Here is a 24,614-nt window from a genome sequence, read left to right as displayed (position 1 = left end):
GACGGAGAGGTACGTGACGTGACCGCTACGACAGGTCAGCCGGCATCGGCGGCAGCTCGGGCGAACGACGTGTGGAAGGTGTACGGCAGCGGTGAAGCTCAGGTCATCGCGCTGCGGGGGGTAAGCGCCGAGTTCGAACGTGGCCGGTTCACGGCGATCATGGGTCCGTCCGGGTCCGGCAAGTCGACGCTGATGCACTGCCTGGCCGGGCTGGACACGGTGACCCGGGGCACGGTGCAGGTCGGCGAGACCACCGTCACCGGGCTGGGTGACGCCGGCCTGACCAAGCTGCGCCGGGACAAGGTCGGCTTCATCTTCCAGCAGTTCAACCTGCTGCCGACGCTGACCGCCAAGGAGAACATCCTGCTGCCGCTCTCGATCGCCGGGCGCAAGCCCGATCCGGCGTGGTACGACATCGTGATCGACACGGTCGGGCTGCGGGACCGGCTGGACCACCGGCCGGCGCAGCTCTCCGGCGGCCAGCAGCAGCGGGTGGCGTGCGCGCGGGCGTTGGTCGCCCGCCCCGAGGTGATCTTCGCCGACGAGCCGACCGGCAACCTGGACTCGCGCGCCGGTGCCGAGGTGCTGAACTTCCTGCGCAACTCGGTGCGTGAGCACGGCCAGACCATCGTCATGGTGACCCACGACCCGACGGCGGCCGCGTACGCCGACCGGGTGGTCTTCCTCGCCGACGGGCAGATCGTCTCGGAGCTGATCGAGCCGACCGCCGACACGGTGCTGGACACGATGAAGAAGCTGGACACTCCCGCCGAGGTGGCAGGCTGATGTTCCGGGCGACTCTGAAGAGCCTGCTGGCCCGCAAGGTCCGGCTGGTGCTGTCCGGCCTGGCGGTGGTGCTCGGCGTCATGTTCGTCTCCGGCGCCTTCGTGCTCACCGACACCCTCGGCCGCTCCTTCGACCAGATCTTCGCCGACGCGTACGAGGAGGTCGACGTCAACGTGGCCGCCAAGCCGCGGCTCGAACTCGGCGAGATGGAGGGCGAGCAGCTGGCCGCGCCCTTCCCGGCGGCCACCCTGGAGACGGTGCGGGCGGTGGACGGGGTGGCCGAGGCCACCGGCGTCATCGCCACCGACGGGGCCCGGCTGATCGGCAGCAACGGCAAGGCGGTCACCTCGTTCGGGCCGCCGCAGCTGGGCGGCAACTGGCTCGGCGAGAGTGATCTGGTACGCCTGCGGGAGGGCCGGGAGCCGCAGGCCGACGACGAAATCGTGATCAACAAGGGGTTGGCGGACGCCGGCAAGGTGGCGCTCGGTGACCGGGTGGGGGTGCTCACCCTAGAGCCCCGCCGGGACTTCACAATCGTCGGGATCTTCGGCTACAGCGGCGACCGGGACTCCCTCGGCGGCGTCAACGAGGTCATGTTCACCACGCCGGTGGCGCAGCAACTGATGCTGGGCGAGCCGGACGTCTACAACAACATCGTGGTCACCGGCGCCTCCGGCGTCTCCGACGAGCAACTGCGCGACGCGGTGGCCGCGGCGGTGGGTGACGGTTTCGTGGTCAAGACCGGTGAGCAGCTCTCCGCCGACGCCGCTGCCGGGCTGAAGGAAGGGCTCGCCTTCTTCAACCGGATCCTGCTCGGCTTCGCCGCGGTGGCCCTGCTGGTCGGCACGTTCCTGATCCTCAACACATTCTCGATCATCGTGGCGCAGCGCACCCGGGAGCTGGCGTTGCTGCGGGCGGTCGGCGCCAGCGGCAAGCAGATCATCGGGTCGGTGGTGCTGGAGGCCGTCGCGGTCGGCCTGATCGCCTCGCTGCTCGGCCTGGCCGCCGGCATCGGCATCGGCGCGCTGCTGGCGTACCTGTTCGGCAACCTCGCCGGTGGGCTGGCGCTGGCCGGGGTGGCGGTGCCCGCGTCGGCGGTGATCGGCGCGTTCGGCGTCGGCCTGGTGATCACCGTGCTGGCGGCGCTGCTGCCGGCGCTGCGGGCCGCGCGGATCCCACCGATCGCGGCGATGCAGGACGTGGCCACGCCCGACCGGCCACTGACCAAGATCACCGTCGCCGGCGCGTTGGTGACCGCGGTCGGCGCCGTCCTGCTCTTCCTCGGCCTGGGCGGCCACGCGGGTGACAACACCCTGGCCACCATCCTCGGCGGCGTGCTCTTCGCGTTCATCGGGGTGGCCCTGCTGACGCCGCTGATCAGCAAGCCGGTGGTGGCGGCGCTCGGCGCGATCTTCTCCGGTTGGGTGCCGGGCAAGCTGGGCCGGCTCAACTCCGGTCGCAACCCGCGCCGTACGGCGATCACCGCCGCCGCGCTGATGGTCGGCATCGCGCTGGTCACCGGCATCACGGTGATCCTCGACTCGGCCAAGAGCAGCATCACCGGGCTGATCCAGGACAACGTCAAGGCGGAACTGGTCATCGCCGGGGTGCAGAGCGGCCCCCGCCCGCCGACCTTCGATCCGGCCGTGCTGGACGAGGCGAAGGCGATCCCCGGGGTTCGCATGGTCGACGGCCAGTACGGCGACATGGCGCTTGTGGGCGACGAACGGACCTGGGTGGGTGCGGTCACCGAGCCGGCAGCGATGCGGCAGATCTACGGGGCCGAGGCCACCGCCGGCGACATCGACCGGCTGGCCGCCGGCCAGATGCTGATCAGCTCGGACACGGCGGAGTCCCGCGGGCTCTCGGTCGGTTCGACGGTGCCGGTCCAGCTCGCCCGCGGTGAGCCGCAGACCTACACCGTCACCGGCATCTACGAGAGCTCGCCGATCTTCGGGCCGGTGATGTTGCCGGCCGACGCCGCCCGCAACTTCAGCGTCACCCAGCCGATGCAGGCCTTCATCCAGCTCGAATCGGGCACCGGCGTCAGCGATGTGCTGCCGCGGATCGAGGCGCTGCTGGCGGACAGCCCGGAGGTGTCGGTTGCCGACCGGGAGGCGTTCCTCGAGGAGCAGACCGGCCAGCTCGACGGGTTGCTCCAGATGATCCAGATCCTGTTGGCCCTGGCCATCGTGATCGCCGTGCTCGGCATCATCAACACCCTCGCCCTGTCGGTGCTGGAGCGGACCCGTGAGCTGGGTCTGCTGCGCGCCATCGGCCTGCGCCGCTCGCAGACCATGGGCATGATCACCGTGGAGGCCGTGGTGATCTCGGTGTTCGGCGCGCTGCTCGGCGTGGTCGTCGGCAGCGGCCTGGGTGCCGCGGTGGTCGAGGCGCTCAAGGACGAGGGGATCACCGAGCTGGTGCTGCCCTGGGGCCAGATGGGCGTCTTCCTCGGCCTCGCCGCGATGATCGGCGTGATCGCCGCGGTCCTACCGGCGATCCGCGCCGCGCGAATCAACGTCCTGGGCGCCATCGCCCACGACTGAGGTGCAAGGAAGGGCCCCTTGTTAACGCCTCGTGCATAGGAAGGGCCCCTGGTTAACGCCAGGGGCCCTTCTCTGCGGCGGCGCTCAGGCGGAGGCGCGGTGCAGCAGCCCGGCCAGCAGTTCCAGGTCCGCGGCGAGCAGGCTCTCCAACTGGTGGACGCCGTCGCGAGGCGCGAGCGGCACCTCAGCCGGTACGGCCAGCACCGCCGCCCCGGCCGCCACCGCGCTGGCCACCCCGGTCGGTGAGTCCTCGATCGCCACGCAGCGCTCGATCGGTACCCCGAGCAGCCGGGCGGCGGTCAGATACGGCTCCGGGTGCGGCTTGGCCGAATCGACCTCGTCGCCGCAGACCACCACGTCGAAGCTCTCCCGGCCCAGGGTGTCCAGCGCGATCTCGACAAGTGCCCGGCCACTGGAGGTCACCAGGGCGGTCGGAATCCGCGCCTGCCGTACCGCGTCGAGCAGCGCCAGCGCCCCCGGGCGCCACTGCAACCCGGTACGGAACAGTTCCAGGATCCGGGCGTTGACCCACTCCGCGCTGACCTCGGGATCGCGGTGCGGCTGGCCCAGGTCGTCGTGCAGAATGCGCATCGAGTCGGCCATCGCGGTGCCGACGATCGCGCGGCGCGCGGCGGCGGAGAGAGTGCCGCCGTAGGTCTGCGCGAGTTCGGCCAACGCGACGTCCCAGAGCCGTTCGCTGTCGACCAGGGTGCCGTCCATGTCGAAGAGCACGGCGGCGGGATGGCGACTGGTCACGATCCTCCTCGGCTGACGGTGGCGACCTTCCTGACCGGCCGGGCACCTACGGCTACCCGGCCGATCCTGTCAGCCGGGCCGCGACCGGTACCCGGCGGTGCCCGCCGCAGTGACCTCCGTCAACTCAGGCCACAGGCGGACAGCGACCGCTCGTAGCCCCGGAAGAACGCCTCGGAGCGCTGCTCCGGGGTGCCGTGCGAGCCTTCGGCAAACCACGGCTGGCCGGGGTCGTCGCCGACGGCCAGCAACCCCTCGTTGAACTCCTCCAGGTCACCGTCGTCGAGCGTGAGCCGGCCGGCGCGTACCGAGTCGCCGAGGTACGCCCCGGCCATGCAGTCGGCCTGCAACTCCTGCTGGATCGTGAAGTTGTAGCGGATGCCGAGCCGGGTCTGCACGCCGTGGGCGTACTCGTGACCGAGCAGGTAGAACACGAACGCGTCGCCGATCTGCCGGAACGCGCCGAAGGACCAGTTGATGTCGTACGCGATGAAGTCGCTCACCGTGCAGTAGACCGCGTTGTTGCGCGGCACCTCCTGCCCGCCGCAGGAGATCTCACCGTCGCGCTGGTACGGGATGATCTGCCGGATCGGTTGGAAGGAGGAGTCCTCGAACTGGTCGGCCCAGTAGCGTTCGGCGAGCCGCTGGGCGTCGGCCATGTCCTGCCGAAACTCCTCGACGGTGTCGGTGCCGTCGGCCCGGGTCACCTCGCCGCTCGGCGACGCCGACTGCCGTGGTTCGGTCGGGGCCGCCGGACCGTCCACCGGCTCCACCATGCAGGCGGCGGCCGCCACCAGCGCCACCGCAAGGCCGGCGAGCCTTCCCTGACGTTGCCCTCGCCCAGCTACCGCCACCGCATCCTCCCGCCTCGGCGCTGCCGGATCCAGTACCCCGACGGTACGGCCGTCACGCCCTTTGCCGTCTGCTACGGCCTACCGCGCCAACTGGTTCAGACCGAGGCGAACGGGTCGGCCGGTAGGGTCGCCATCGGGTGCGGCCGGCCGTGTCCGGATCGGCGGTGCGGCTCCGACGTCTCCGGTGACCGGCACCGTGCGGCGCCGGAGGCGAAGGAGACACCCGTGAAATACATGATCATGCTGTACGGCTCGCAGCGCGACTACGACGCGATGGCCGGCCAGGCCACCGACCGGCCGGCCATGTCGGCGGAGGAGGTCGCCGCGATGCACGCGTACATGGGCAAGTTGCACCAGGAGTTGGCCGACGCCGGCGAACTCGTCGACGCCCAGGGGTTGACCGCCCCGGTGCACGCCCGGCGGGTCCAGGTGCGCGACGGCGCGCCGCTGGTCACCGACGGACCGTACCCGGAGACCCAGGAGGTGCTGGCCGGCTACACGGTGGTCGAGTGCGCCAGCTTCGACCGGGCGGCCGAGATCGCGGCCAGGTTCGTCAACCCCGACAACCCCGGCGAGTACGTGGACATCCGCCCGATCGCCGAGCACACCGACGAGTTGTACTGATGGGCGTACCGGCCGTCGAGGACCTGCTGCGGGGCATGGCGCCGCAGGTCCTCGGCGCGCTGGTGCGGCGCTACGGTCACTTCGACGCCGCCGAGGACGCCACCCAGGAGGCGCTGATCGCGGCGGCCACCGGCTGGCCCCGCGACGGCGTACCGGACAATCCCCGGGCCTGGCTGATCACCGTGGCCGCCCGCCGGCTGACCGACCTGCTCCGGGCTGAGCAGGCCCGGCGACGACGGGAGGAGGTCGCGGGCCGGCGGATGCTCGACCAGTGGCGCCCGGTGCCTGCGGTGGAGGCGGCGCCCGACGGCGACGACACGCTGATCCTGCTCTTCCTCTGCTGCCATCCGGCGCTGCCCGCCGCGTCACAGGTCGCGCTCACCCTGCGCGCGGTGGGCGGACTGAGCACGGCGGAGGTGGCTCGGGCGTTCCTGGTGCCGCAGGAGACGATGACCCGGCGGATCACCCGGGGCAAGCAGCGGATCCGCGACAGCGGCCTGCCCTTCGCGATGCCCACGCCGGCCGAGCACCCCGCGCGCCTCGCGGCCGTGCTGCGGGCGCTCTACCTGATCTTCAACGAGGGGTACGCGAGCACCTCCGGCCCGGGACTGCTCCGGCCCGACCTGGCCGCCGAGGCGATCCGGCTGACCCGACTGCTGCACCGGGCGCTGCCCGACGCCGAGGAGGTGACCGGGCTGCTGGCGTTGCTGCTGCTCACCGACGCCCGCGCGCCGGCGCGTACCGGTGCGCACGGCGAGTTGGTGCCGATGGCCGAACAGGACCGTTCCCGCTGGCGCGCCGACCAGATCGCCGAGGGCGTCGCCCTGGTCACCGAGGTGCTGCCCCGGCGCCGCGTCGGCCCGTACCAGATCCAGGCGGCGATCGCCGCACTGCACGACGAGGCGGCGAACGTCGAGGAGACCGACTGGGCGCAGATAACCGCGCTGTACGAGGCGCTGCGGCGGCTCGACGACAACCCGCTGGTGGCGCTCAACCACGCCGTCGCGGTGGCGATGACCGAGGGCCCGGACGCCGGGCTCGCGCTTGTCGACGCGGTGGCGGCCGACGGACGGCTGGCCCGGGACGCGCGGCTGCCCGCCGTACGCGCGCATCTGCTGGAGCGGCGCGGCGACCCGGCGGCGGCCCGCGCCGAGTACCGCGCGGCGGCCGGGCGGGCGACCAACCTGGCGCAGCAGCGCTACCTGAACACCCGGGCGGACCGTCTCGACCGGGAGTGATCCGCGCTGCGGCCGGTCGATCGCCGGCTACGGGTCAGGGCCGGCTGGAGGCCGGTCAGGGACTGGCGGCGAGGAAGACGAAGGCGGCGAGCAGTACCAGGTGCACGCCGCCCTGGAGCAGGGTGGCGCGGCCGGGTACGACGGTGAGGACACCGGTGACGACGGTCAGCGCGAGCAGGGTGACCTGGGTGCCGCCGAGACCCAGCAGGAGCGGGCCCTCCAGCCAGATGGAGACGATCGCGATGGCGGGAATGGTCAGCCCGATGCTTGCCATCGCGGAGCCGAGGGCGAGGTTGAGGCTGATCTGTACCCGGTCGCGACGCGCGGCGCGGGCTGCGGCGAGGGTCTCCGGCAGCAGGACGAGCAGGGCGATGATGACACCGACGAAGGCCGGCGGCAGATTCACCGCGGCGACGCCGGCCTCGATGGCCGGCGAGACGGACTTGGCGTCCCCGACGACGGCGACCAGGGCGACCAGCAGCAGTCCGAGGCTGGCCAGGGCACGTCGGGTGGAGGGCGGGTCCGCGTGCATCTCCTCGGGCAGCACCTCGCCGTCGCGGCCGACGGGTAGGAAGTAGTCGCGGTGCCGTCCGGTCTGGACCATCACGAACAGGCCGTAGAGGGCGAGGGAGACGACGGCGGCGAAGGTGAGTTGGGCGGGGTTGAACTCCGGGCCGGCCCGGCCGATGGTGAAGGTCGGCACGACCAGGCTGAGCGTGGCGAGGGTGGCCACGGTGGCCAGCGCGCCGCCGGTGCCCTCCGGGTTGAACACCGCCAGCCGTCGGCGTAGCGCGCCGATGAGCAGGGAGAGACCGAGAATGCCGTTACAGGTGATCATGACCGCGGCGAAGACCGTGTCGCGGGCCAGCGACTGGGTCTTCTCCCCGCCGCTGATCATCAGGGTGACGATCAGCGCCACCTCGATCACGGTGACCGCCACCGCGAGGACCAGGGAGCCGTACGGCTCGCCGACCTTGTGCGCGACGACCTCGGCGTGGTGCACGGCGGCCAGCACCGCGCCGGCCAGGAACGCCCCCACCACGACCACCATGACGCCGCTGAGCTTCTGGTTCCAGGTCAGTGCCAGCACCACGAGGGCGGCCAGCGGCACGGACACGGTCCAGGTGGTCATGGTACGGCGCAACGCGAGCATGATCCTCATCCTGCCAGCCGTGATGATCATCAGTGGCTGAAGCGGCGAGAGTCCCCGACCAGCCGCTAGCATCGGTGCCGCGCGGACGGGCGGAACGAGGGCTGATGAGCACGGCGACACGGGCACGACGCTGGACCGGCGTGCCCCGCCGGGTACGCCTCGTCATCATCGTCGCCGTCTGCGTGTTCGCCTACGGCGGGATCGCGCACCTCGGCGACCTGTTCGGCCTCCGACCCGGCGGCCCCGACACCGCCACGACACCCACCTGGCTGCTGCTGTACTTCACCTCCCTGACCCTGTTCGACCCGCTCGCGGCGCTGCTGCTGGCCCTGCGCCGCATCGAGGGGCTGCTGCTCGGCTGCGCCGTACTGGTCACCGACGCGGCGGCCAACGGCTACGCCAACTACGTGCTCGACCCGACCGGCGGGATCACACCGGGCCGAATCGGGCAGGCGGTGATCACACTGCTCGCGATCGCCCTGGTCGGTGCCGCGCCCCGGATCGCGCCCTGGCTGCACCGGCCAGGACGCCGCGCCCGGCCCGCCGGGACGGCGACGCGTTGAGGCACCACCGCCCGGTGCGCTAGCTCGCCGTACCCGGGCGCGACGCGCGCGCATGCCGGCGACGACGAACCGCCACCACCCCCGCCAGCACGACACCGGTAAGCACGCTCAGCGCGGAGACGCCGACGGCCGTCAGGGTGGCCAGGGCGGCGGACCGGGGACCGGAGAACCGGGGCGGATCACCGATCGCGAGAGCCGGTGGCGGCTCGGCTCCCGGTGCCGTGCAGGTCACCTCGTACCGCCCGGCCGGATCTGCGGAGAGCCCCACCCGGCCGCGCCACCGCTCGCCGTCGACCGTCAGTTCGAGCCGGTGAGCCTCCAGGTGGGCCGCTCCGTACTCGGTGATCGTCAGGCCGTCCAGCGGCGACGCGGCACAGCTGATGCGCTGCCCGCCCCCGTCCGGCTCCCGGACCCACACCACCTTCTCGTCGGATGAGAGCGCCACCGCGACCGGCTCTCCCGCGACGACACGCTGGCCCAACTCACCCTCGGCACCGAGCACGATCAACATCAACACCGCCGAGGCCAGCACACCGCCGACGGCGACCGACGCCGCGACGGCGAACCAGAACCGGCGTGGCCGCAATTCGGCCGGGGCGACAGTCGACGATGGAGGCACCAGACAATGGTGCACGCCGAAGCGATGGGGCACCAGCGGCTCGGGCCCAATGGCATCATGACAATCGCAGAGATCGGCGTCCGCCAGCTCGATGGAGGGCGGGCAGATCTGCGTACGGGGGAGAAAATCCATGAAGATGTTCAGGCGACTGCTGGTGACAGTCATGATCGGGCTGTCTGCGGTGGTGGTGGCCGCTCCGTCCGCCGCCGCGGCGGACGTGCAGACCATCTATCTCAACGCGGCCGGCGACGACAGCCGCGACGGTGCGACACCTGCCACCGCCGTAAGCAGCCTCGTGCGGGTGCAGCAGCTCATCGCCGCTGGCCCACCCGACCTGGATGTCGAGGTCCGCATCCACGCCGGCACCTACGTGGCCCAGGGCATCGTCTGGCAGACCTACCGGCCGGGCCACACGATCACGTTCATGCCCGACGACTACGAGTACGGCGAAGGCATCGGTGGCATCGCGGCACGCCCGGTTTTCCAGAACCGCCGCGCCAGCGGGTCGGGCCGCTACATCACCGGGCCGTGGTTCCATGCCTGTCCCGGCAACAGCGGCCAGCCACTCGCCGAGGGCGGCACGGCTGGCCTGCGCTTCTACTACCTCCAGGTGGAGTACTACGCCAACTCGGCACTGTCGCTGGACGGCTCGGCGGGCTCGTGCGGTGGCAGCTACCAACGCTCCTCGCCACCGGGAATGCCGTCGGCCCGGGGGCTCGACGGCAACACCGTCTTCGGGATGCGCTTCACGAAGCTCGGCAACGCCTACACCGGTGGCTCCTGTGACGACCCCGACTTCCGGCGGTGCGGCTACGGCGGGATCGTGCTCACCGAGTCGTCCGACAACCGCATCGAGAACAACCACTTCGTGGACCTGCGCAACTCCGAGCACAGCTACATCCACGCCATCTACGTGACGCACAAGAGTTCCCGTAACCGGTTCGTAGGTAACCAGGTGACGGGCGTGAGCAGCGAACCGATCAAGGTTCGTGACGGCAGCAATTTCAACAGCTTCGAGCAGAACGTGTTCGGCGCCAACGGATTCGTACGCTCCTCACCGTCGATGGTGCACTACCGGGAGGAGGTGAACGAGGCTGCCGACGAGTGCTCGTCCTACCACAACCGGTTTGCCGGCAACGACCTCGGCACCTACCTGATCGGCAGTAACGCCAACCTGCCGGTATGGGTGATCACCCCACCCGGCGCGACCTACAAGGGCGCCCCGGTCTGCCCGGACCTGCCGGCCGGCGAGGTACGCCTGATCACGGCGAACAACACCTACTGATCCCTCAGCGGCTCGGCTCGAACACGCGGGCCAGGAGAAACGACGTCATCGACCGCGCACGGGAGGAGCGAGACCATGGATGTCTTCGGGCAGGTGGCTGACCTGTACGACACGACTCGACCGGGCTATCCGACGGAGATCGCCGACGCGATCGTGGCGTACCACGGTGGCCAGCCGGCGTCGGTGGTCGAAATCGGCGCGGGCACGGGCAAGGGCACCGAGGTGCTTGCCCGCATCGGCGCGCCGCTGACATGCGTCGAACCGGATCCGGGGATGGCGGCCAAGCTGGCCGCACGCTTCCCGGCCGCCCGCGTCGAGGCCGTCACCTTCGAAGGGTGGTCACCGCCGGCCGGCGGGGTCGGGCTGCTGGCCGCCGCGATGGCCTGGCACTGGCTGGACCCGGCCACCCGCAACGCCCGCGCCCGGCAGGCTCTCGCACCGGGCGGCACCCTGGCGATCTTCGGGCACCGCTACGACTACGCCGACTCCGACCAGCGGGCCGCGATCCAGACCGCGCTGCACGCCGTCGACCCGACCATCCAGGAACGGCCCGCAGACTGGTTCCACCAGGATGTCCTCGCCCAGGGCGAGTTCACCGACGTACGCAAGACGGTGTTCCGGCGGGCCCTGCCGCTGGACAAGCAGCGCTACCTCGCCCTGATCCGCACCTTCGGTCCGTACCTGACCCGACCACCGGAGCAGCAACAGCGCGGCCTGGACGCGCTGAGCCGCCTGGTCGACGACTTCGGCGGCACCGTCGTCCTCGACCTACGCACCACGCTGGTGCTGGGGCGAAGAAAGGACGATGCTCGGTGACCGCTGGGGCGTGACGGAGAGCGAGATCCGGCGGGCCTACCCCTGCGACGAATTCGTCCGCTCCCCCACGCTGCAAGCCTGGCGAGGGGTACGGGTGGCCGCGCCGGCCGCCACGGTGTGGCCCTGGGTGGCCCAGGTGCGGCTGGCGCCGTACGCCTACGACTGGATCGACAACTGGTCATGGCCCGACGGCAGCTGCTGAACCTCAAACACCTAGCCGAGCGCCACCAAGACCGGGGCCCGACCGCAGCATGACGAACATCTCCCCCTCCCGCCGGCACCAGGACAGCCCGTCGTACATCGGCAGCGCGAGCTTCAACACCAAGACCCGCGTCCTCACGGTCTGGGACAACTACGGCGACGGTGAGCGGGTCAAGGCCTGGGTCTGGAACATGAGCCTGGGAGGTCTGCATGTCGGTTCGGCCGAAGACGCCAACGGCGCCAATGGCACGCGCGGCTCCGCCACCCTGGGCGGGTACTTCGTTCGGGGAGACCGCCTCGAGATCGAGGTGTGCCGGCAGAACGGCACCAACGGCTCGCCGCACAACTGCGGGTACGCGTACGTGACGGCGGACTAGTCAGCGGCGGTCACCAAGGCCCGCCCAATGCCCTGCTCCGCGTCGGCCGCGGAGCAGGGCAGCCGCACCTACCGACCTGCGTTCGTCACTTGGCGTTGAAATAGCTGGCTTCGGGATGGTGCACGACGATGGCGTCGGTGGCCTGCTCGGGCATCAGCTGGAACTCCTCGGAGAGCTGCACGCCGATCCGCTCGGCGCCGAGCAGGTCCACGATCTTGGCCCGGTCCTCCAGGTCGGGGCAGGCCGGGTAGCCGAACGCGTACCGGCAGCCCCGGTAGTCGGTGCGTAGCAGGCCGGCCAGGTCCGCCGGGTCGTCGTCGGCGACGGTACGGCCGTCGGGCAGGGTCAGCTCGGCACGTACCCGCTTGTGCCAGTATTCGGCGAGGGCCTCGGTGAGCTGCACGGAAAGGCCGTGCACCTCCAGGTAGTCGCGGTACTCGTTGGCGGCGAAGAGCTTCGCCGCGTACTCGCTGACCGGCTGGCCGACGGTGACCAGCTGCAACGCCACCACGTCCGGTTCCTCGCCCCGGGGGCGGAAGAAGTCGGCCAGGCAGAGCCGCCGCTCCTGCCGCTGCCGGGGGAAGGTGAAGCGGGCCCGCTCGGCGTGCCCGTTCTCGTCCAGGACCACCAGGTCGTTGCCCTCGGAGTAGGCCGGAAAGTAGCCGTACACCACGGCCGCCTCCAGCACCTGGTCGGCGATGAGGCGGTCCAGCCAGTAACGCAGCCGGGGACGGCCCTCGGTCTCCACCAGCTCCTCGTAGGAGGGGCCCTTGCCGCCGCGCGCGCCGCGCAGCCCCCATTGGCCCATGAAGGTGGCCCGCTCGTCCAGCAGCGCCGCGTAGTCGGCAAGCGGCACGCCCTTGATCACCCGGGTGCCGTAGAACGGTGCGGTCGGCACCGGCACGTCGAGCGCCACGTCGGAGCGGACCGAGGCGTCATCAAGGTCCGGCAACGACTCGGCAACCACGGCGCGCTGCCGTTCCCGACGGGCCCGCCGGGCGGCGAGGGCGGCCTCCCGCTCGGCGTCGATCACCGGCGCTCCACCGCGCTTGGCGGTCATCACCCGGTCCATGAGGGAGAGTCCCTCGAAGGCGTCGCGGGCGTAATGCACCTGGCCCGGGAACATCGACCGCAGGTCGTCCTCGACGTACGCCCGGGTCAGCGCCGCGCCGCCGAGCAGGACCGGCCAGCGCTCCGCGACCCCGCGCGACGCCATCTCGGCCAGGTTCTCCTTCATGATGACCGTGCTCTTGACCAGCAGGCCGGACATGCCGATGGCGTCGGCGCGGTGCTGCTCGGCGGCGTCGAGGATGGCGGCGATCGGCTGCTTGATGCCGATGTTGACCACCTCGTAGCCGTTGTTGGAGAGGATGATGTCGACAAGGTTCTTGCCGATGTCGTGCACGTCGCCCTTGACCGTGGCGAGCACGATGCGGCCCTTGCCGCCGTCGTCGGCCTTCTCCATGTGCGGTTCGAGGTACGCCACCGCGGTCTTCATCACCTCGGCGGACTGGAGCACGAACGGCAACTGCATCTGGCCGGAGCCGAACAGCTCACCGACGACCTTCATGCCGTCAAGCAGGATGTCGTTGATGATCAGCAGTGGTGCGGTGCCAGCGGCCATCGCCGCGTCCAGGTCGGCCTCCAGGCCGTTGCGCTCGCCATCGATGATCCGCTGCTTGAGACGTTCGTTGAGTGGCAGGGCGGCCAACTCCTCGGCCCGGGTAGCCCGCGCCGAGGCGGCGTCCACGCCTTCGTACAGCTCGATGAAGCGCTGGAGCGGGTCGTAGCCCTCGCGACGGCGGTCGTAGACCATGTCGAGGGCGACCTCGCGCTGCTCATCGGGGATCTTCGACATCGGCAGGATCTTGCTGGCGTGCACGATCGCCGAGGTGAGCCCGGCCTGCACGCACTCGTGCAGGAAGACGGAGTTGAGCACCTGCCGGGCCGCCGGGTTCAGTCCGAACGAGACGTTGGAGATGCCCAGGGTGAAGTTGATCCCCGGGTAGCGCGCGGCGATCTCACGAATCGCCTCGATGGTCTCCACACCGTCGCGGCGGGTCTCCTCCTGGCCGGTGGAGATCGGGAAGGTCAGCGCGTCGACCATGATGTCCGGCAGCCGCATGCCCCAGCGCCCGGTCAGGTCATCGATGATCCGGGAGGCGATGCGGACCTTGTCCGCGGCGGTACGGGCCTGCCCCTCCTCGTCGATGCACATCACCACGACCGCGGCGCCGTGCTCCTTGATCACCGGCATCACCCGGCCGAAGCGGGACTCGGGGCCGTCGCCGTCCTCGTAGTTGACCGAGTTGACCACGCATCGTCCGCCGAGCATCTCCAGCCCGGCCTCGATCACCGCCGGCTCGGTCGAGTCCAGCATGATCGGCAACGTGGAGGCGGTGGCGAACCGGCCGGCCAGCTCACGCATGTCGGTGGTGCCGTCGCGGCCGACGTAGTCGACGCAGAGGTCCAGCAGGTGTGAGCCGTCGCGGGCCTGGCTGCGGGCGATCTCCACGCAGGACTGCCAGTCGGCGGCGAGCATCGCCTCACGGAACGCCTTGGAGCCGTTGGCGTTGGTCCGCTCCCCCACCATCAGCACGCTGGCGTCCTGGGCGAACGGCACGTGGTGGTAGATCGAGGAGACACCGGGGTCGGTACGCGGCTCGCGCGGGCCGGGCCGGGCACCGGCCAGCCGCTCGGCGAGCAGCCGGATGTGCTCCGGCGTGGTGCCGCAACAGCCGCCGACCAGGGAGACGCCGTACTCGGTGACGAAACGTTCCATGGCGTCGGCCAACTCCACCGGGGTCAGCGGGTAGACCGCGCCGTCGGCGGTGAGCTGCGGCAGACCGGCGTTCGGCATCACCGAGAGCGGAATGCTGGCGTGCTGGGAGAGGTAGCGCAGGTGCTCGCTCATCTCCGCCGGCCCGGTGGCGCAGTTCAGCCCGATCAGGTCGACGCCGAGCGGCTCGATCGCGGTCAACGCGGCGCCGATCTCGCTGCCCAGCAGCATGGTGCCGGTGGTCTCCACGGTGACGTGGCAGATCAGCGGGACCCGCTGGCCCAGCTCAGCCATGGCCCGCCGCGACCCGACCACGGCGGCCTTGACCTGGAGCAGGTCCTGGCAGGTCTCCACGATCAGGGCGTCCGCACCGCCCTCGATCAGGCCGGCGGCGTTCTCCTGGTACGCGTCGCGCAGCGTGGCGTAGGCGGCGTGGCCGAGGGTGGGCAGCTTCGTGCCGGGACCGATCGAGCCGAGCACGAACCGCTGTCGTTCGGGCGTGGTGTACGCGTCGGCCGCCTCCCGGGCGATCCGGGCGCCGGCCGCCGACAGCTCCCGGATCCGGTGCTGGATGTCGTACTCGCCGAGATTGGCCAGGTTGGCACCGAAGGTGTTGGTCTCCACACAGTCCGCGCCGGCGGCGAGGTACGCCTCGTGCACCCCGCGTACGACGTCGGGGCGGGTGACATTGAGGATCTCGTTGCACCCCTCAAGGCCGTCGAAGTCGTCCAGGGTCAGCTCCGCGGCCTGGAGCATCGTCCCCATCGCCCCGTCGGTGACGAGGATCCGGTCTGCCAGCGCGTCGAGCAACGAAGTCCGCACATTGCCAGGTTAGTCGGCGCGAGCGTTCCGCAACCTCCCGTGCGGGCCCGTCCCACATCGTGTCACCGGGATCACGCTGTCCCACTTTGCGCTGCTATGCCGGCAAATCGGGGCGGATCCGGGTCCGGTGGCCAGGGAGGGTCGGAGCGGGCACCCGGCCGTGATCCGGCGCGGCCGACGGGCCACCTTCCCGCGCGGCACGTAGGCTGACTGATGTGAGGGACTACAGCGACACCACCATGCACGGCGGGCAGACGACCGGGGCCGGCCCCGGCGTCGCCGGTGACGAGTGGGTGAGGTGACGGCGTGACCGAATTCGACGGACTGCCGGTGCTGCGGTCTCCGGTGGCGATCGCCGCGTTCGAGGGGTGGAACGACGCCGCCGACGCCTCGACCGCCGCGGTCGAGCACCTGGAGCAGGTGTGGCAGGCCCGACCGATCACCGAGCTGGACCCGGAGGACTTCTACGACTTCCAGGTCAGCCGGCCCACCATCGCGATGTCGGAGGGCGCGACCCGCCGGGTGGAGTGGCCGACGACCCGGTTCACCGTGGCCAGCCCTTCCGGCACGGACCGGGACGTGGTGCTGATCCGGGGCATCGAGCCGAGCATGCGTTGGCGCACCTTCTGCGAGCAGGTGCTGGAGATCTGCCACAGCCTGGAGGTCGAGCGGGTGGTGCTGCTCGGCGCGCTGCTTGCCGACGTGCCGTACACCCGGCCGCTGCCGATCAGCGGCAGCGCCTCCGACGCCGACGCCGCCAAGCGCTACCAGCTCACCCCGACCCGCTACGACGGGCCGACCGGCATCGTGGGCGTGCTGCACGACGCCTGCACCCGTGCCGAGGTCGACGCGGTCTCGTTCTGGGTGCACGTGCCGCACTACGCAAACAACCCGCCCTGCCCGAAGGCGACCCTCGCCCTGCTGCACCGGGTCGAGGAAGTGGTCGACCTGCCGGTGCCGATGGCCGACCTGGCCGAGGAGGCCGCCGAGTGGGAACAGCGGGTACGCAGCGCCGCCGAGCAGGACGCCGAACTCGGCGAGTACGTGCGTGAGCTGGAGGAACGCGTCGGCGACGCAGGCATCACCCCGTTGACCGGGGACGAGATCGCCCAGGAGTTCGAGAAGTATCTGCGCCGTCGGGGCGGTTCCGCCGGCCCCACCGCCGGCTCCTGGTAATCCTTTCCAGTTCGACCTTCCGGGGCCCGGGCGAATCTGTCCGGGCCCCGTTTCCGTGCGCGTGGCGGGGTGGCGGGATCACTCCGCGTACGGCATCCTAGGAACCTAGTTGTTAGGAGGCGGACATGCAGATCAATCCGGGGGCGGCGGAATTCCCGCACCGGCAGATCGCCGCGCAACTCAAGACCCAGATCCGGCGCGGCGACTGGGCACCGGGTGAACGACTGCCGTCGATCCCGGCGATCGCGGAGATGTTCGGCGTGGCGAAGCAGACCGTGCAACGCGCCGTCGACCAGCTGCGGGTCGAGGGCATCCTGATCACAAAGCCCGGCTCCGGTACGTACGTGCGGGGCACCCGACGGCGGCTGAACCGCCTCTCCCGGGGCCGCTACGGCGGGTTCCGCGGCTACCACACCGACCTGGCCGCCCGATACCGGCAGCAACTGGTCTCCGTCGGCCGCTCCCCCGCGCCGCCCGAGGTGGCCGACGCGTTCGGCGTACCCGACGGCACCGAGCTGCTCTGCCGCCGCCACCTGGTCCGCACCGAGGACTCACCGGTCGAGGTCGGCGCCTCCTGGTTCCTGCCCGCCGACACCGCCGGCACCTCGCTGGAGCGGGCCGAGGCGTTCGGCCGTCCCCTCTACCAGGAGGCCGAGGAGGCCACCGGTCGGCGGTACGCCACGGCCACCGACACGATCACGGCGCGTCAGCCGAGCCGGGAGGAGGCGGAGACCCTTCAGATCCGGCCGGACACTCCCGTCCTGCACCTGCTGCACGTGGCGTACGACCCACGGCACAAGCCGATCGAGGTGGCCCAGGCAACCTGGCCCGGCCCGGTCACCACGCTGACCGAGGAGTACCAGATCCCCGCTCCCGCCGCCACCCCCGACCCCGACCCCGGCCTAGTCCTCGGCTGACACCAACCCGCACCACCCCGAGCACCCGCACCACCCCGAGCCGCCCGCGATCTTGCACTTTCCGTCGCCGCATAAGCCACAGAAGCCGCAAAACAGCGACCAAAACTGCAAGATCGCGGGTGCTCGGGGAGGCGGGCAGGCGGGGAGGCGGGGAGGCGGGGAGGGCTGTTAGAGGCGGATGCCTAGGAGGGTGTTGAGGGTGGCGGTGAAGAGGGCGGGGGCGCTGGGGTCGGCGGGGGTGCCGGCGGGGAGCCGCTCGGTCTGCTCGGCCCACTCGTCGGCCAGCCGCAGGGCACCGGGCGAGTCGAGGTCATCGTTCAGGCGATCGCGTACGCCGGCCAGGAAGGCCTCCCCGGACGGCCCGGCGGCTGCGGCGGCGGCCCGGCGCCAGCGGCCCAGTCGCTCCTCGGCGGCGGCCAACAGGTCGTCGGTCCACGACCGGTCGGCGCGGTAGTGGCCGGCGAGCAGCGCCAGCCGCACCGCCATCGGGTCGACCTTGTCGGCGCGCAGCCGGGAGACGAACACCAGGTTGCCGCGCGACTTGGACATCTTCTCGCCGTCCAGGCCGATCATCCCGGCGTGCACGTAGTGCCGGGAGAAGGGCGCCGCCCCGGTCAGCCGCTCGGCGTGCGCGGCGGAACACTCGTGGTGCGGGTAGAGCAGGTCGTTGCCGCCGCCCTGCACGTCGATGGTGGAGCCGAGCAGTCCCAGGGCGATCACCGCGCACTCGATGTGCCAGCCGGGCCGGCCCGCCCCGAGGTCGCCGCCGGGCCAGGCGGGTTCCCCCTCCCGGGCACCGCGCCACAGCAGCGGGTCGAGCGGATCACGCTTGCCGACCCGGTCCGGATCACCACCGCGCTCGGGGAAGATCTTCAACATCTCGTCGCGGGACAGGTTCGACTCGTAGCCGAAGCGCGGCGCGGCCGAGATGTCGAAGTAGACGTCGCCGCTCCCGTCGTCCAGCCGGTACGCGGCACCGTCCTTGAGCAGCAGCAGCACCTTTTCGGCGATGTCCGGGATCGACTCGACGGCACCGACGTAGTGCTCCGGCGGGATGATCCGCAACGCCTCCATGTCCTCGCGGAACAACGCCGTCTCCCGCATCGCCAGGACCTTCCAGTCCTCGCCGTCCCGCTCGGCCCGCTCCAGCAGCGGATCGTCGATGTCGGTGACATTCTGCACGTACCGCACCTGGTGGCCCGCGTCGCGCCACATCCGCTGCACCAGATCAAAGGTGATCATGGTGGCGGCGTGACCGAGATGGGTGGCGTCGTACGGGGTGATGCCGCAGACGTACATCGTCGCGACACCGTCGGGCTCGGTGGGGTGCACGCCCTGGCGTGCCGAGTCGAACAACCTCAGCGGCCCGCTCCTGCCCGGCAACCGCGGCACCTCGTGCCCCACCCAAGACTCCATGTCCGCCAGCCTAACCAGCGGTGGGTCACCGGTACGCAGGGCCGGCAGTGATCAACGCCTCAGGCGAGCGCTACAGGGGCGGCCATGGCACGGCCGGCCAGTCCTGCGACGGCTGGGGGAACCGGCCGTCGGCGCGCAGCCGGTCGATCCGGGCCGCCAGTTCGGCGATCTCGCTGACGGTGAGGTGCTCGGCCAGTTCCTCGCCGAGCGGTTCGGCGACCTGACGGGCGAGCCGGTCGAGCGTCTCGACCGCGTCCTCGGGCAGCGGCCGGCCGGCCCAGCCCCAGAGGACCGTGCGCAGCTTCTCCTCGACGTGGAAACTCACCCCGTGGTCGACGCCGTGGATGCGGTCGTCCGGGCCGACCAGGACGTGCCCGCCCTTGCGGTCGGCGTTGTTGATCACGGCGTCGAAGAGCGCGAGCCGGGCCAGCCGCGGGTCGTCGGCGTGCGCCAGGGCGTACGGGGTGCCGTCGTCGTCGCGGGCCGCCGCGATCGGGAACCACCGGGGCGGCAGCGCGTCGGCAGGCACGAACGCGACAAGCGGTTCGCCGTCGGCCGGCTCGTCGATCCAGAGCTGGCACGAACCCGGACCGAAGGGGCCCGGACGCAGCACCGTCGGTGGCACCAGGTCCCAGCCGGTGGCTGCGGAGACCAGATACGCGGCCACCTCCCGACCGGCAAGCGTGCCATCGGGAAAGTCCCAGAGCGGACGCTCGCCGCGGATCGGTTTGTAGACGCATCGGGCGGTGGTGCCGTCCAGGGTGAGGATGCCGCGCAGGGTGGTGTTCGAGGCGTCGACCAGTCGCCCCTCGATGGTCAGCTCGCCGTCGCGCAGCAGACGCAGCGCGGCGTCGCCCTCCCGCCGGGGTGCCAGGCCGGACGAGGTCACCGGTGGTAGCCGTTGTTCCGGGGGCAGAGGTGACCGGCCGGGTCAAGCGGCTGGCCGCAGAGCGGGCAGGGGGGACGGCCGGCGTTGACCACCCGGCGGGCACGTTCGATGAACTCGCGGGTCGCCTCGGGGGTCAACCGCACCCGGAGCCGGTCGAGGTCCTCGTCGGGCTCGACGTCGTCGGCCTCGTCCTCCTCCGACTCACCCAGCTCTATCTCGGCCTCCGCCTCGCCGACCGCGATCGCCTCGATCACCACGGTCGCGGTGTCCGCGTCGAAGGCCAGGCCCAGCGTGCCAACCCGGAACTCCTCGTCGACCGGCGTTTCCAGCGGGTCGTTGTCACCGAGCGAGACCGGCGCCTCGGGCAACTCGACCCCGAACCGGCGCTGCGCCTCGGTGAGCAGTTCCTCCAGCTTCTCGGCGAGCAGAGAGACCTGGACCTTCTCCAGCGCGACGCTGACCAGCCGGCCACCGCCGCGCGCCTGAAGGAAGAATGTGCGCTCCCCCGGCGGCCCGACGGTCCCGGCGACGAACCGCTCCGGCGGCTCGAAGGCGTGCACCTGGTGGGTCATACCAGAGACCCTATCCGGCGCCCCCACGTACCGCGCACCCCACCGACCCGAATCGCTGCCCCCCGGGGCCGACACGGACCGGCTCACCCGGACGCTCCCCTGCCGGTCGACTCACCGGGGCGCTCCCGCACCACCGCCGACCGCGGCGTCCGAGTCCGCCGGGCGGCCGGCCCGCCGGCGCCGCTTGCCCGGCGGCGGGACCAGGCCGCTCAGGTCACCCCCGATGTCGTTGAGCCGGACCAGAAAGGGACGCAGCGGGGTGTAGCGGATCGCCGTCACCGACGCCGGGTCCACCACGATCCGCTGAAAGAGATCCAGGTGTACGCCGAGCGCGTCGGCGACGATGGCCTTGATCACATCGCCGTGGCTGCAGGCCAGCCAGACCGCCTCGGGGCCGTGCTCGGCGGTCAACCGGGCGTCCCAGGCGCGTACCGCCGCGACCGCGCGGGCCGCCATCTGCGCCATCGACTCCCCCTCGGGGAAGACCGCCGCACTGGGATGCTGCTGGACGACCGGCCAGAGCGGCTCCTTTGCCAGCTTCTTCAGCGGCTGCCCCTCCCAGCTGCCGTACCCGCACTCGATCAGCCCCTCGTCGATCACCGGCGACGCCTGCGGCAGCGCCAGTTGGAGGGTCTGCCGGCAGCGGATCAGCGGACTGGTCACGACGGCCGCCAGCGGCACCGGCCGCAGCCGCTCGCCCACCGCGCCGGCCTGGGCCCGGCCGGTCTCATCCAGTTCGACCGGCTGCCGGCCGGCCAACCCACCGTCCGCGTTGGCGGTGGTACGTCCGTGCCGCAGGAGCAAGAGGGTCGCCACACCGACCACCCTAGGCCCCCGGTACCGACCACGTACGTGTCCCGCCACCCACCGCGCACCGCTACTGCGGTGCGCGGTAGGGCGGTGGTGTTAGAAGGGGCCCCTGCTATGCACGAGGCGTTAACAAGGGGCCCTTCCTTACACCTCAGGTGGCGCTGATGGTGCCGGTGAGCAGGAGGGCGAGGACGAGGGTGCCGACCGCGACCCGGTAGAGCACGAAGACGTACAGGGTGTGGTGCGCGACGTAGCGCAGCAGCCAGGCGATGGCCGCGTAGCCGACCGCGAAGGCGATCAGGGTGGCGACCACCATCTGCGCGACGGAGGGCACCGAGGTGCCGGGGGCCGCCGGTTCGAAGACGTCGCCCAGACTGAAGATGCCGGACATCACCACGGCCGGGATGGCCAGCAGGAACGAGTAGCGGGCCGCGGTCTCCCGGGTGAGGTTGAGGAAGAGGCCGAAGGTGAGCGTCGCGCCGGACCGGGACACACCGGGGATCAGGGCGAGGGCCTGGGCGAAGCCCATCACCACACCGTCGCGCATCCGGAAGTCGCGCAGGGTCCGGGTCTGCCGACCCCAGTACTCGGCGAACGCGAGCACGAAGGCGAAGACGATGAGGGTGGTGGCCACCACCCACAGGTTGCGGGCGGTCTCCCGGATCTGGTCCTTGAACAGGAATCCGAAGGCGCCGATCGGGATGGAGCCGACGATCACGTACCAGCCCATCCGGTAGTCGAGGCTGCTACGTACCGAGGAGTCCCAGATGCCGATGACCCAGGTCCGACCGATCCGCCAGATGTCCTTGGCGAAGTAGAGGAGTACCGCCGCCTCGGTGCCGAGTTGGGTGACCGCGGTGAAGGAGGCACCGGCGTCGCGGTCGAAGAAGATCGCCGAGGTGATCCGCAGGTGCCCCGACGAGCTGACCGGCAGGAACTCGGTCAGGCCCTGGACGATGCCCAGGACGATGGCTTCGATCCAGGTCACTCCCCGACTCCCGAGAGTTCCAGTGCCTCGGCGACGGTCCGCAGGGTCTGCACCCCGTTCTCGCGGTCGGCGGTGAAGAGGGTCACCGAGAGGGTGGTCACCCCGGCCTCGGCGAACTGGCGCATCCGTTCGGCGATGCGTTCCTTGGGCCCGAGCAGGGAGGTCCGGTCGATGAACTCCAGCGGCACCGCGGCGGCGGCGTCGCGCTGCCGCTTGGCCAGGTAGAGATCCTGCACCTCGCGGGCGGCGTCGCCGTAGCCCATCCGGGTGGCCAGCTGGTTGTAGAAGTTCTGCTGCCGACTGCCCATGCCGCCGACGTAGAGGGCCGCGTACCAGCGGACCAGTTCGGCGCAGGAGGCGACGTCGTCGCCGACCACGACCGGCACGGAGGGCACCACGTCGAAGCCGGCCAGTTCCTTGCCGACCTTGGCCCGGCCGGCGCTGACCGCCGCGAGCTGCTCGTCGGCGAACTCGGGGGCGAAGAAGACGGCCAGCCAGCCGTCGGCGATCTCGCCGGCCAGCTCCAGGTTCTTCGGTCCGACCGCGGCCAGGTAGGTGGGGATGTGCTCGCGCGGCGGGTGGAAGCCCAGCCGCAGCGCCTTGCCGGGACCGTCGGGCAGCGGCAGGGTGTAGAACTCGCCGTCGTAGGCGACCTCCTTGCGGGCCACCGCCAGCTGCACGATCTCCACGTACTCCCGGGTGCGGGCCAGCGGCTTGCCGAAGCGTACGCCGTGCCAGCCCTCGGAGACCTGTGGGCCGGAGACCCCGAGGCCGAGCCGGAACCGGCCACCGGAGAGCGCGTCGATGGTCGCCGCGGTCATCGCGGTCATCGCGGGCGTACGGGCGGGAATCTGCATCACGGCGCTGCCGACGTCGATCCGCTCGGTCTGCCCGGCGATGTAGGCGAGCATGCTCGGCGAGTCGGAGCCGTACGCCTCCGCCGACCACACCACCGAGTAGCCGAGCCGGTCCGCCTCCTGAGCCAGGGCCAGGTGGTCGGCCGGTGTGCTCCACGCTGTCTGGTATCCGAGGCTTAGCCCGAGTCGCACAGAGTCCTCCCCCATCCGCAGTCGCATCAGGTTACGCAATGCCGGCGGAGGGGAGGATCACCGGCTCACCCCCGAGTCGCCGGCAGACTCGACGGGAGCGAGGATATCGGTCCGGCCTGGTTCGAAATAAGGTTCACCCATGCAGCAGCGACCGCTCGGCCGAAGCGGGCTGGCGGTTTCCCGGCTCGCGCTCGGCACGATGACCTGGGGCCGGGACACCGACGCCGACGACGCGGCGGCGCAACTGAAGAGTTATCTCGACGCGGGTGGCAACCTGATCGACACGGCCGACGTGTACGGCGACGGCGACGCCGAGTCGGTGATCGGCTCGCTGCTGGGCAGCCTGGTGCCTCGGGAGGACCTGCTGATCGCCACGAAGGCGGGGTTGCGACCGGGCGGGGCGCGGCGTCGGGACAACTCCCGTGGGCACCTGTTGCGCACCCTGGACGCCTCGCTGCGCCGGTTGGGCACCGACCACGTCGACCTCTTCCAGGTGCACTGTTACGACCCGCAGACCCCGCTGGAGGAGACCCTGGCCGCGTTGGACCACGCGGTGGCCAGTGGCCGGGTCCGTTACATCGGTGTGTCGAACTTCTCCGGCTGGCAGACCGCCCGGGCGGCGGCCTGGCAGGCGGCCTGGCCGGGGCGGGCGCCGGTGGTCGCCGCCCAGGTGGAGTACTCGCTGCTGGAGCGGGGGGTGGAGCGGGAGGTGCTGCCGGCCTGCGAGGCGCTCGGACTGGGGGTGCTGCCCTGGTCGCCGCTGGGTCGCGGGGTGCTCACCGGCAAGTACCGGCACGGGCGGCCGGCGGATTCCCGGGCGGTGTCACCGCATTTCGAGCGCTTCGTCGCCACCTACCTGGAGCCGCGCTGCTCCAGCATCGTGGAGGCGGTGGCCACCGCCGCGAGCGGGCTCGGGGTCTCTCCGCTGGAGGTGGCGCTGGCCTGGATCCGGGATCGGCCCGGGGTCACCGCGCCGATCCTCGGCGCGCGCACCGCCGGGCAACTGCTCGGTGCCCTCCAGGTGGAGCGGATGACCCTCCCCGAGGAGATCACCACGGCGCTTGACGACGTCTCGGCGCTGGAGGTGGGTTACCCAGAGCGCGACGGCTGAACGGTGGCTGCGGCGGCCGACGATCCGGACCACCTTCAGGGGGTGGCGGAGGGCCGCAGCGCTGGGCAGCATAGGGAGCATGGACTACGAATACGCGCCGTTACGGTTGCCCTCGAATGTCGACCGGTTGACCGCTGCGGCGCAGCTGGCGATCCAGGCGGAGTTCTCCGGCTGGGAGTTGGCCCGGGTGCGGCTGTACCGGGACGGCACGCGGCAGGTGATGCTGCGCCGTCGCCGCGTCAACCAGCCGCAGCCGGGCCTGTCGTA

Annotated in this window: 24 protein-coding genes; 13 read left to right on the top strand and 11 right to left on the bottom strand. The window is 71.2% G+C overall.

From position 1 onward, the window contains the following. The first annotated feature begins 18 nt into the window (after positions 1 to 18). Both AC507J_RS28575 and AC507J_RS28570 read left to right on the top strand, forming a co-directional pair. Complete coding sequence (locus AC507J_RS28575) at positions 19 to 786, top strand: ABC transporter ATP-binding protein (protein WP_496292962.1); 768 nt, start codon at positions 19 to 21, stop codon at positions 784 to 786. Beyond that, on the top strand, positions 786 to 3,335 hold the full coding sequence (locus AC507J_RS28570; RefSeq protein WP_496292960.1) for an ABC transporter permease: 2,550 nt from the start codon (positions 786 to 788) through the stop codon (positions 3,333 to 3,335). The genes AC507J_RS28575 and AC507J_RS28570 overlap by 1 nt, the downstream gene beginning before the upstream one ends. Positions 3,336 to 3,419: 84 nt before the next feature. Here the strand turns inward: AC507J_RS28570 and AC507J_RS28565 are convergent, their stop codons facing one another. Then, a complete protein-coding gene (locus AC507J_RS28565) occupies positions 3,420 to 4,067 on the bottom strand; it encodes an HAD family hydrolase (protein ID WP_496293014.1) in 648 nt (215 codons plus the stop codon). 143 nt (positions 4,068 to 4,210) lie between these two features. After that, positions 4,211 to 4,942 (bottom strand): neutral zinc metallopeptidase, encoded by a 732-nt coding sequence (locus AC507J_RS28560; protein WP_496292958.1) that lies wholly within the window; start codon positions 4,940 to 4,942, stop codon positions 4,211 to 4,213. A 234-nt stretch (positions 4,943 to 5,176) separates the two neighbouring features. On the opposite strand from AC507J_RS28560, the gene AC507J_RS28555 reads away from it, so the two are divergent. Both AC507J_RS28555 and AC507J_RS28550 read left to right on the top strand, forming a co-directional pair. Then, positions 5,177 to 5,566, top strand: a complete 390-nt coding sequence (locus AC507J_RS28555) for a YciI family protein (RefSeq protein WP_496293012.1) — start codon at positions 5,177 to 5,179, stop codon at positions 5,564 to 5,566. Further along, positions 5,566 to 6,804, top strand: coding sequence for an RNA polymerase sigma factor (locus tag AC507J_RS28550; RefSeq protein ID WP_496292956.1), 1,239 nt, complete (start codon positions 5,566 to 5,568; stop codon positions 6,802 to 6,804). The genes AC507J_RS28555 and AC507J_RS28550 overlap by 1 nt, the downstream gene beginning before the upstream one ends. A 55-nt stretch (positions 6,805 to 6,859) precedes the next feature. Here the strand turns inward: AC507J_RS28550 and AC507J_RS28545 are convergent, their stop codons facing one another. Further along, the gene (locus tag AC507J_RS28545; protein ID WP_496293010.1) at positions 6,860 to 7,957 is read right to left on the bottom strand and encodes a calcium:cation antiporter; all 1,098 of its coding nucleotides are present in this window, start codon (positions 7,955 to 7,957) and stop codon (positions 6,860 to 6,862) included. Between the two features lie 104 nt (positions 7,958 to 8,061). Between AC507J_RS28545 and AC507J_RS28540 the strand changes: the two genes are divergently transcribed. Then, positions 8,062 to 8,520 carry a hypothetical protein gene (locus AC507J_RS28540; RefSeq protein WP_496292954.1) on the top strand — a complete coding sequence of 153 codons (459 nt, stop codon included), beginning with the start codon at positions 8,062 to 8,064 and terminating at the stop codon, positions 8,518 to 8,520. 19 nt (positions 8,521 to 8,539) lie between these two features. On the opposite strand, the gene AC507J_RS28535 is transcribed toward AC507J_RS28540, so the two are convergent. After that, on the bottom strand, positions 8,540 to 9,139 hold the full coding sequence (locus AC507J_RS28535; RefSeq protein ID WP_496292952.1) for a hypothetical protein: 600 nt from the start codon (positions 9,137 to 9,139) through the stop codon (positions 8,540 to 8,542). Positions 9,140 to 9,269: 130 nt separating this feature from the next. On the opposite strand from AC507J_RS28535, the gene AC507J_RS28530 reads away from it, so the two are divergent. From AC507J_RS28530 to AC507J_RS28515, 4 genes are all read left to right on the top strand, one after another. Next, positions 9,270 to 10,424, top strand: coding sequence for a right-handed parallel beta-helix repeat-containing protein (locus AC507J_RS28530; protein WP_496292950.1), 1,155 nt, complete (start codon positions 9,270 to 9,272; stop codon positions 10,422 to 10,424). A gap of 75 nt (positions 10,425 to 10,499) precedes the next feature. Continuing rightward, entirely contained in the window at positions 10,500 to 11,240 is a 741-nt protein-coding gene (locus AC507J_RS28525) for a class I SAM-dependent methyltransferase (RefSeq protein WP_496292948.1), read from the top strand. Then, entirely contained in the window at positions 11,230 to 11,442 is a 213-nt protein-coding gene (locus AC507J_RS28520; RefSeq protein ID WP_496292946.1) for a hypothetical protein, read from the top strand. Before AC507J_RS28525 ends, AC507J_RS28520 begins: the two co-directional genes overlap by 11 nt. Positions 11,443 to 11,491: 49 nt before the next feature. Beyond that, complete coding sequence (locus tag AC507J_RS28515) at positions 11,492 to 11,818, top strand: hypothetical protein (RefSeq protein ID WP_496292944.1); 327 nt, start codon at positions 11,492 to 11,494, stop codon at positions 11,816 to 11,818. A gap of 85 nt (positions 11,819 to 11,903) precedes the next feature. On the opposite strand, the gene metH is transcribed toward AC507J_RS28515, so the two are convergent. Then, the gene (gene metH, locus AC507J_RS28510) at positions 11,904 to 15,419 is read right to left on the bottom strand and encodes a methionine synthase (RefSeq protein WP_496292942.1); all 3,516 of its coding nucleotides are present in this window, start codon (positions 15,417 to 15,419) and stop codon (positions 11,904 to 11,906) included. A gap of 306 nt (positions 15,420 to 15,725) precedes the next feature. On the opposite strand from metH, the gene AC507J_RS28505 reads away from it, so the two are divergent. Together AC507J_RS28505 and AC507J_RS28500 are read left to right on the top strand one after the other, a co-directional pair. Further along, on the top strand, positions 15,726 to 16,595 hold the full coding sequence (locus AC507J_RS28505; RefSeq protein ID WP_341715936.1) for a PAC2 family protein: 870 nt from the start codon (positions 15,726 to 15,728) through the stop codon (positions 16,593 to 16,595). Positions 16,596 to 16,720: 125 nt separating this feature from the next. Next, a complete protein-coding gene (locus AC507J_RS28500) occupies positions 16,721 to 17,512 on the top strand; it encodes a GntR family transcriptional regulator (RefSeq protein WP_496292940.1) in 792 nt (263 codons plus the stop codon). 168 nt (positions 17,513 to 17,680) lie between these two features. On the opposite strand, the gene mshC is transcribed toward AC507J_RS28500, so the two are convergent. The 6 genes from mshC to AC507J_RS28470 all read right to left on the bottom strand — a co-directional run bounded on the left by mshC (position 17,681) and on the right by AC507J_RS28470 (position 23,236). Beyond that, positions 17,681 to 18,928 carry a cysteine--1-D-myo-inosityl 2-amino-2-deoxy-alpha-D-glucopyranoside ligase gene (gene mshC, locus AC507J_RS28495; RefSeq protein WP_496292938.1) on the bottom strand — a complete coding sequence of 416 codons (1,248 nt, stop codon included), beginning with the start codon at positions 18,926 to 18,928 and terminating at the stop codon, positions 17,681 to 17,683. 70 nt (positions 18,929 to 18,998) lie between these two features. Further along, positions 18,999 to 19,817, bottom strand: coding sequence for an SCO1664 family protein (locus AC507J_RS28490; RefSeq protein ID WP_496292936.1), 819 nt, complete (start codon positions 19,815 to 19,817; stop codon positions 18,999 to 19,001). After that, a complete protein-coding gene (locus AC507J_RS28485) occupies positions 19,814 to 20,389 on the bottom strand; it encodes a DUF3090 domain-containing protein (protein ID WP_496292934.1) in 576 nt (191 codons plus the stop codon). Before AC507J_RS28485 ends, AC507J_RS28490 begins: the two co-directional genes overlap by 4 nt. 111 nt (positions 20,390 to 20,500) lie before the next feature. After that, positions 20,501 to 21,214, bottom strand: a complete 714-nt coding sequence (locus AC507J_RS28480) for a histidine phosphatase family protein (RefSeq protein ID WP_496292932.1) — start codon at positions 21,212 to 21,214, stop codon at positions 20,501 to 20,503. 136 nt (positions 21,215 to 21,350) lie between these two features. Beyond that, positions 21,351 to 22,187 carry an undecaprenyl-diphosphate phosphatase gene (locus AC507J_RS28475; RefSeq protein WP_496292930.1) on the bottom strand — a complete coding sequence of 279 codons (837 nt, stop codon included), beginning with the start codon at positions 22,185 to 22,187 and terminating at the stop codon, positions 21,351 to 21,353. Further along, entirely contained in the window at positions 22,184 to 23,236 is a 1,053-nt protein-coding gene (locus tag AC507J_RS28470) for an LLM class F420-dependent oxidoreductase (protein WP_496292928.1), read from the bottom strand. Before AC507J_RS28470 ends, AC507J_RS28475 begins: the two co-directional genes overlap by 4 nt. Positions 23,237 to 23,375: 139 nt before the next feature. Between AC507J_RS28470 and AC507J_RS28465 the strand changes: the two genes are divergently transcribed. Next, a complete protein-coding gene (locus AC507J_RS28465; protein ID WP_496292926.1) occupies positions 23,376 to 24,347 on the top strand; it encodes an aldo/keto reductase in 972 nt (323 codons plus the stop codon). 79 nt (positions 24,348 to 24,426) lie between these two features. Then, positions 24,427 to 24,614: DUF5703 family protein (locus tag AC507J_RS28460; RefSeq protein WP_496292924.1), on the top strand; the 188-nt coding region annotated here is incomplete at its 3' end.

Source organism: Micromonospora sp. PRAS1, from assembly GCF_059553435.1.
Note: the sequence above shows the minus strand (reverse complement) of the source record. Positions and strands in the feature narration are given on the sequence as shown.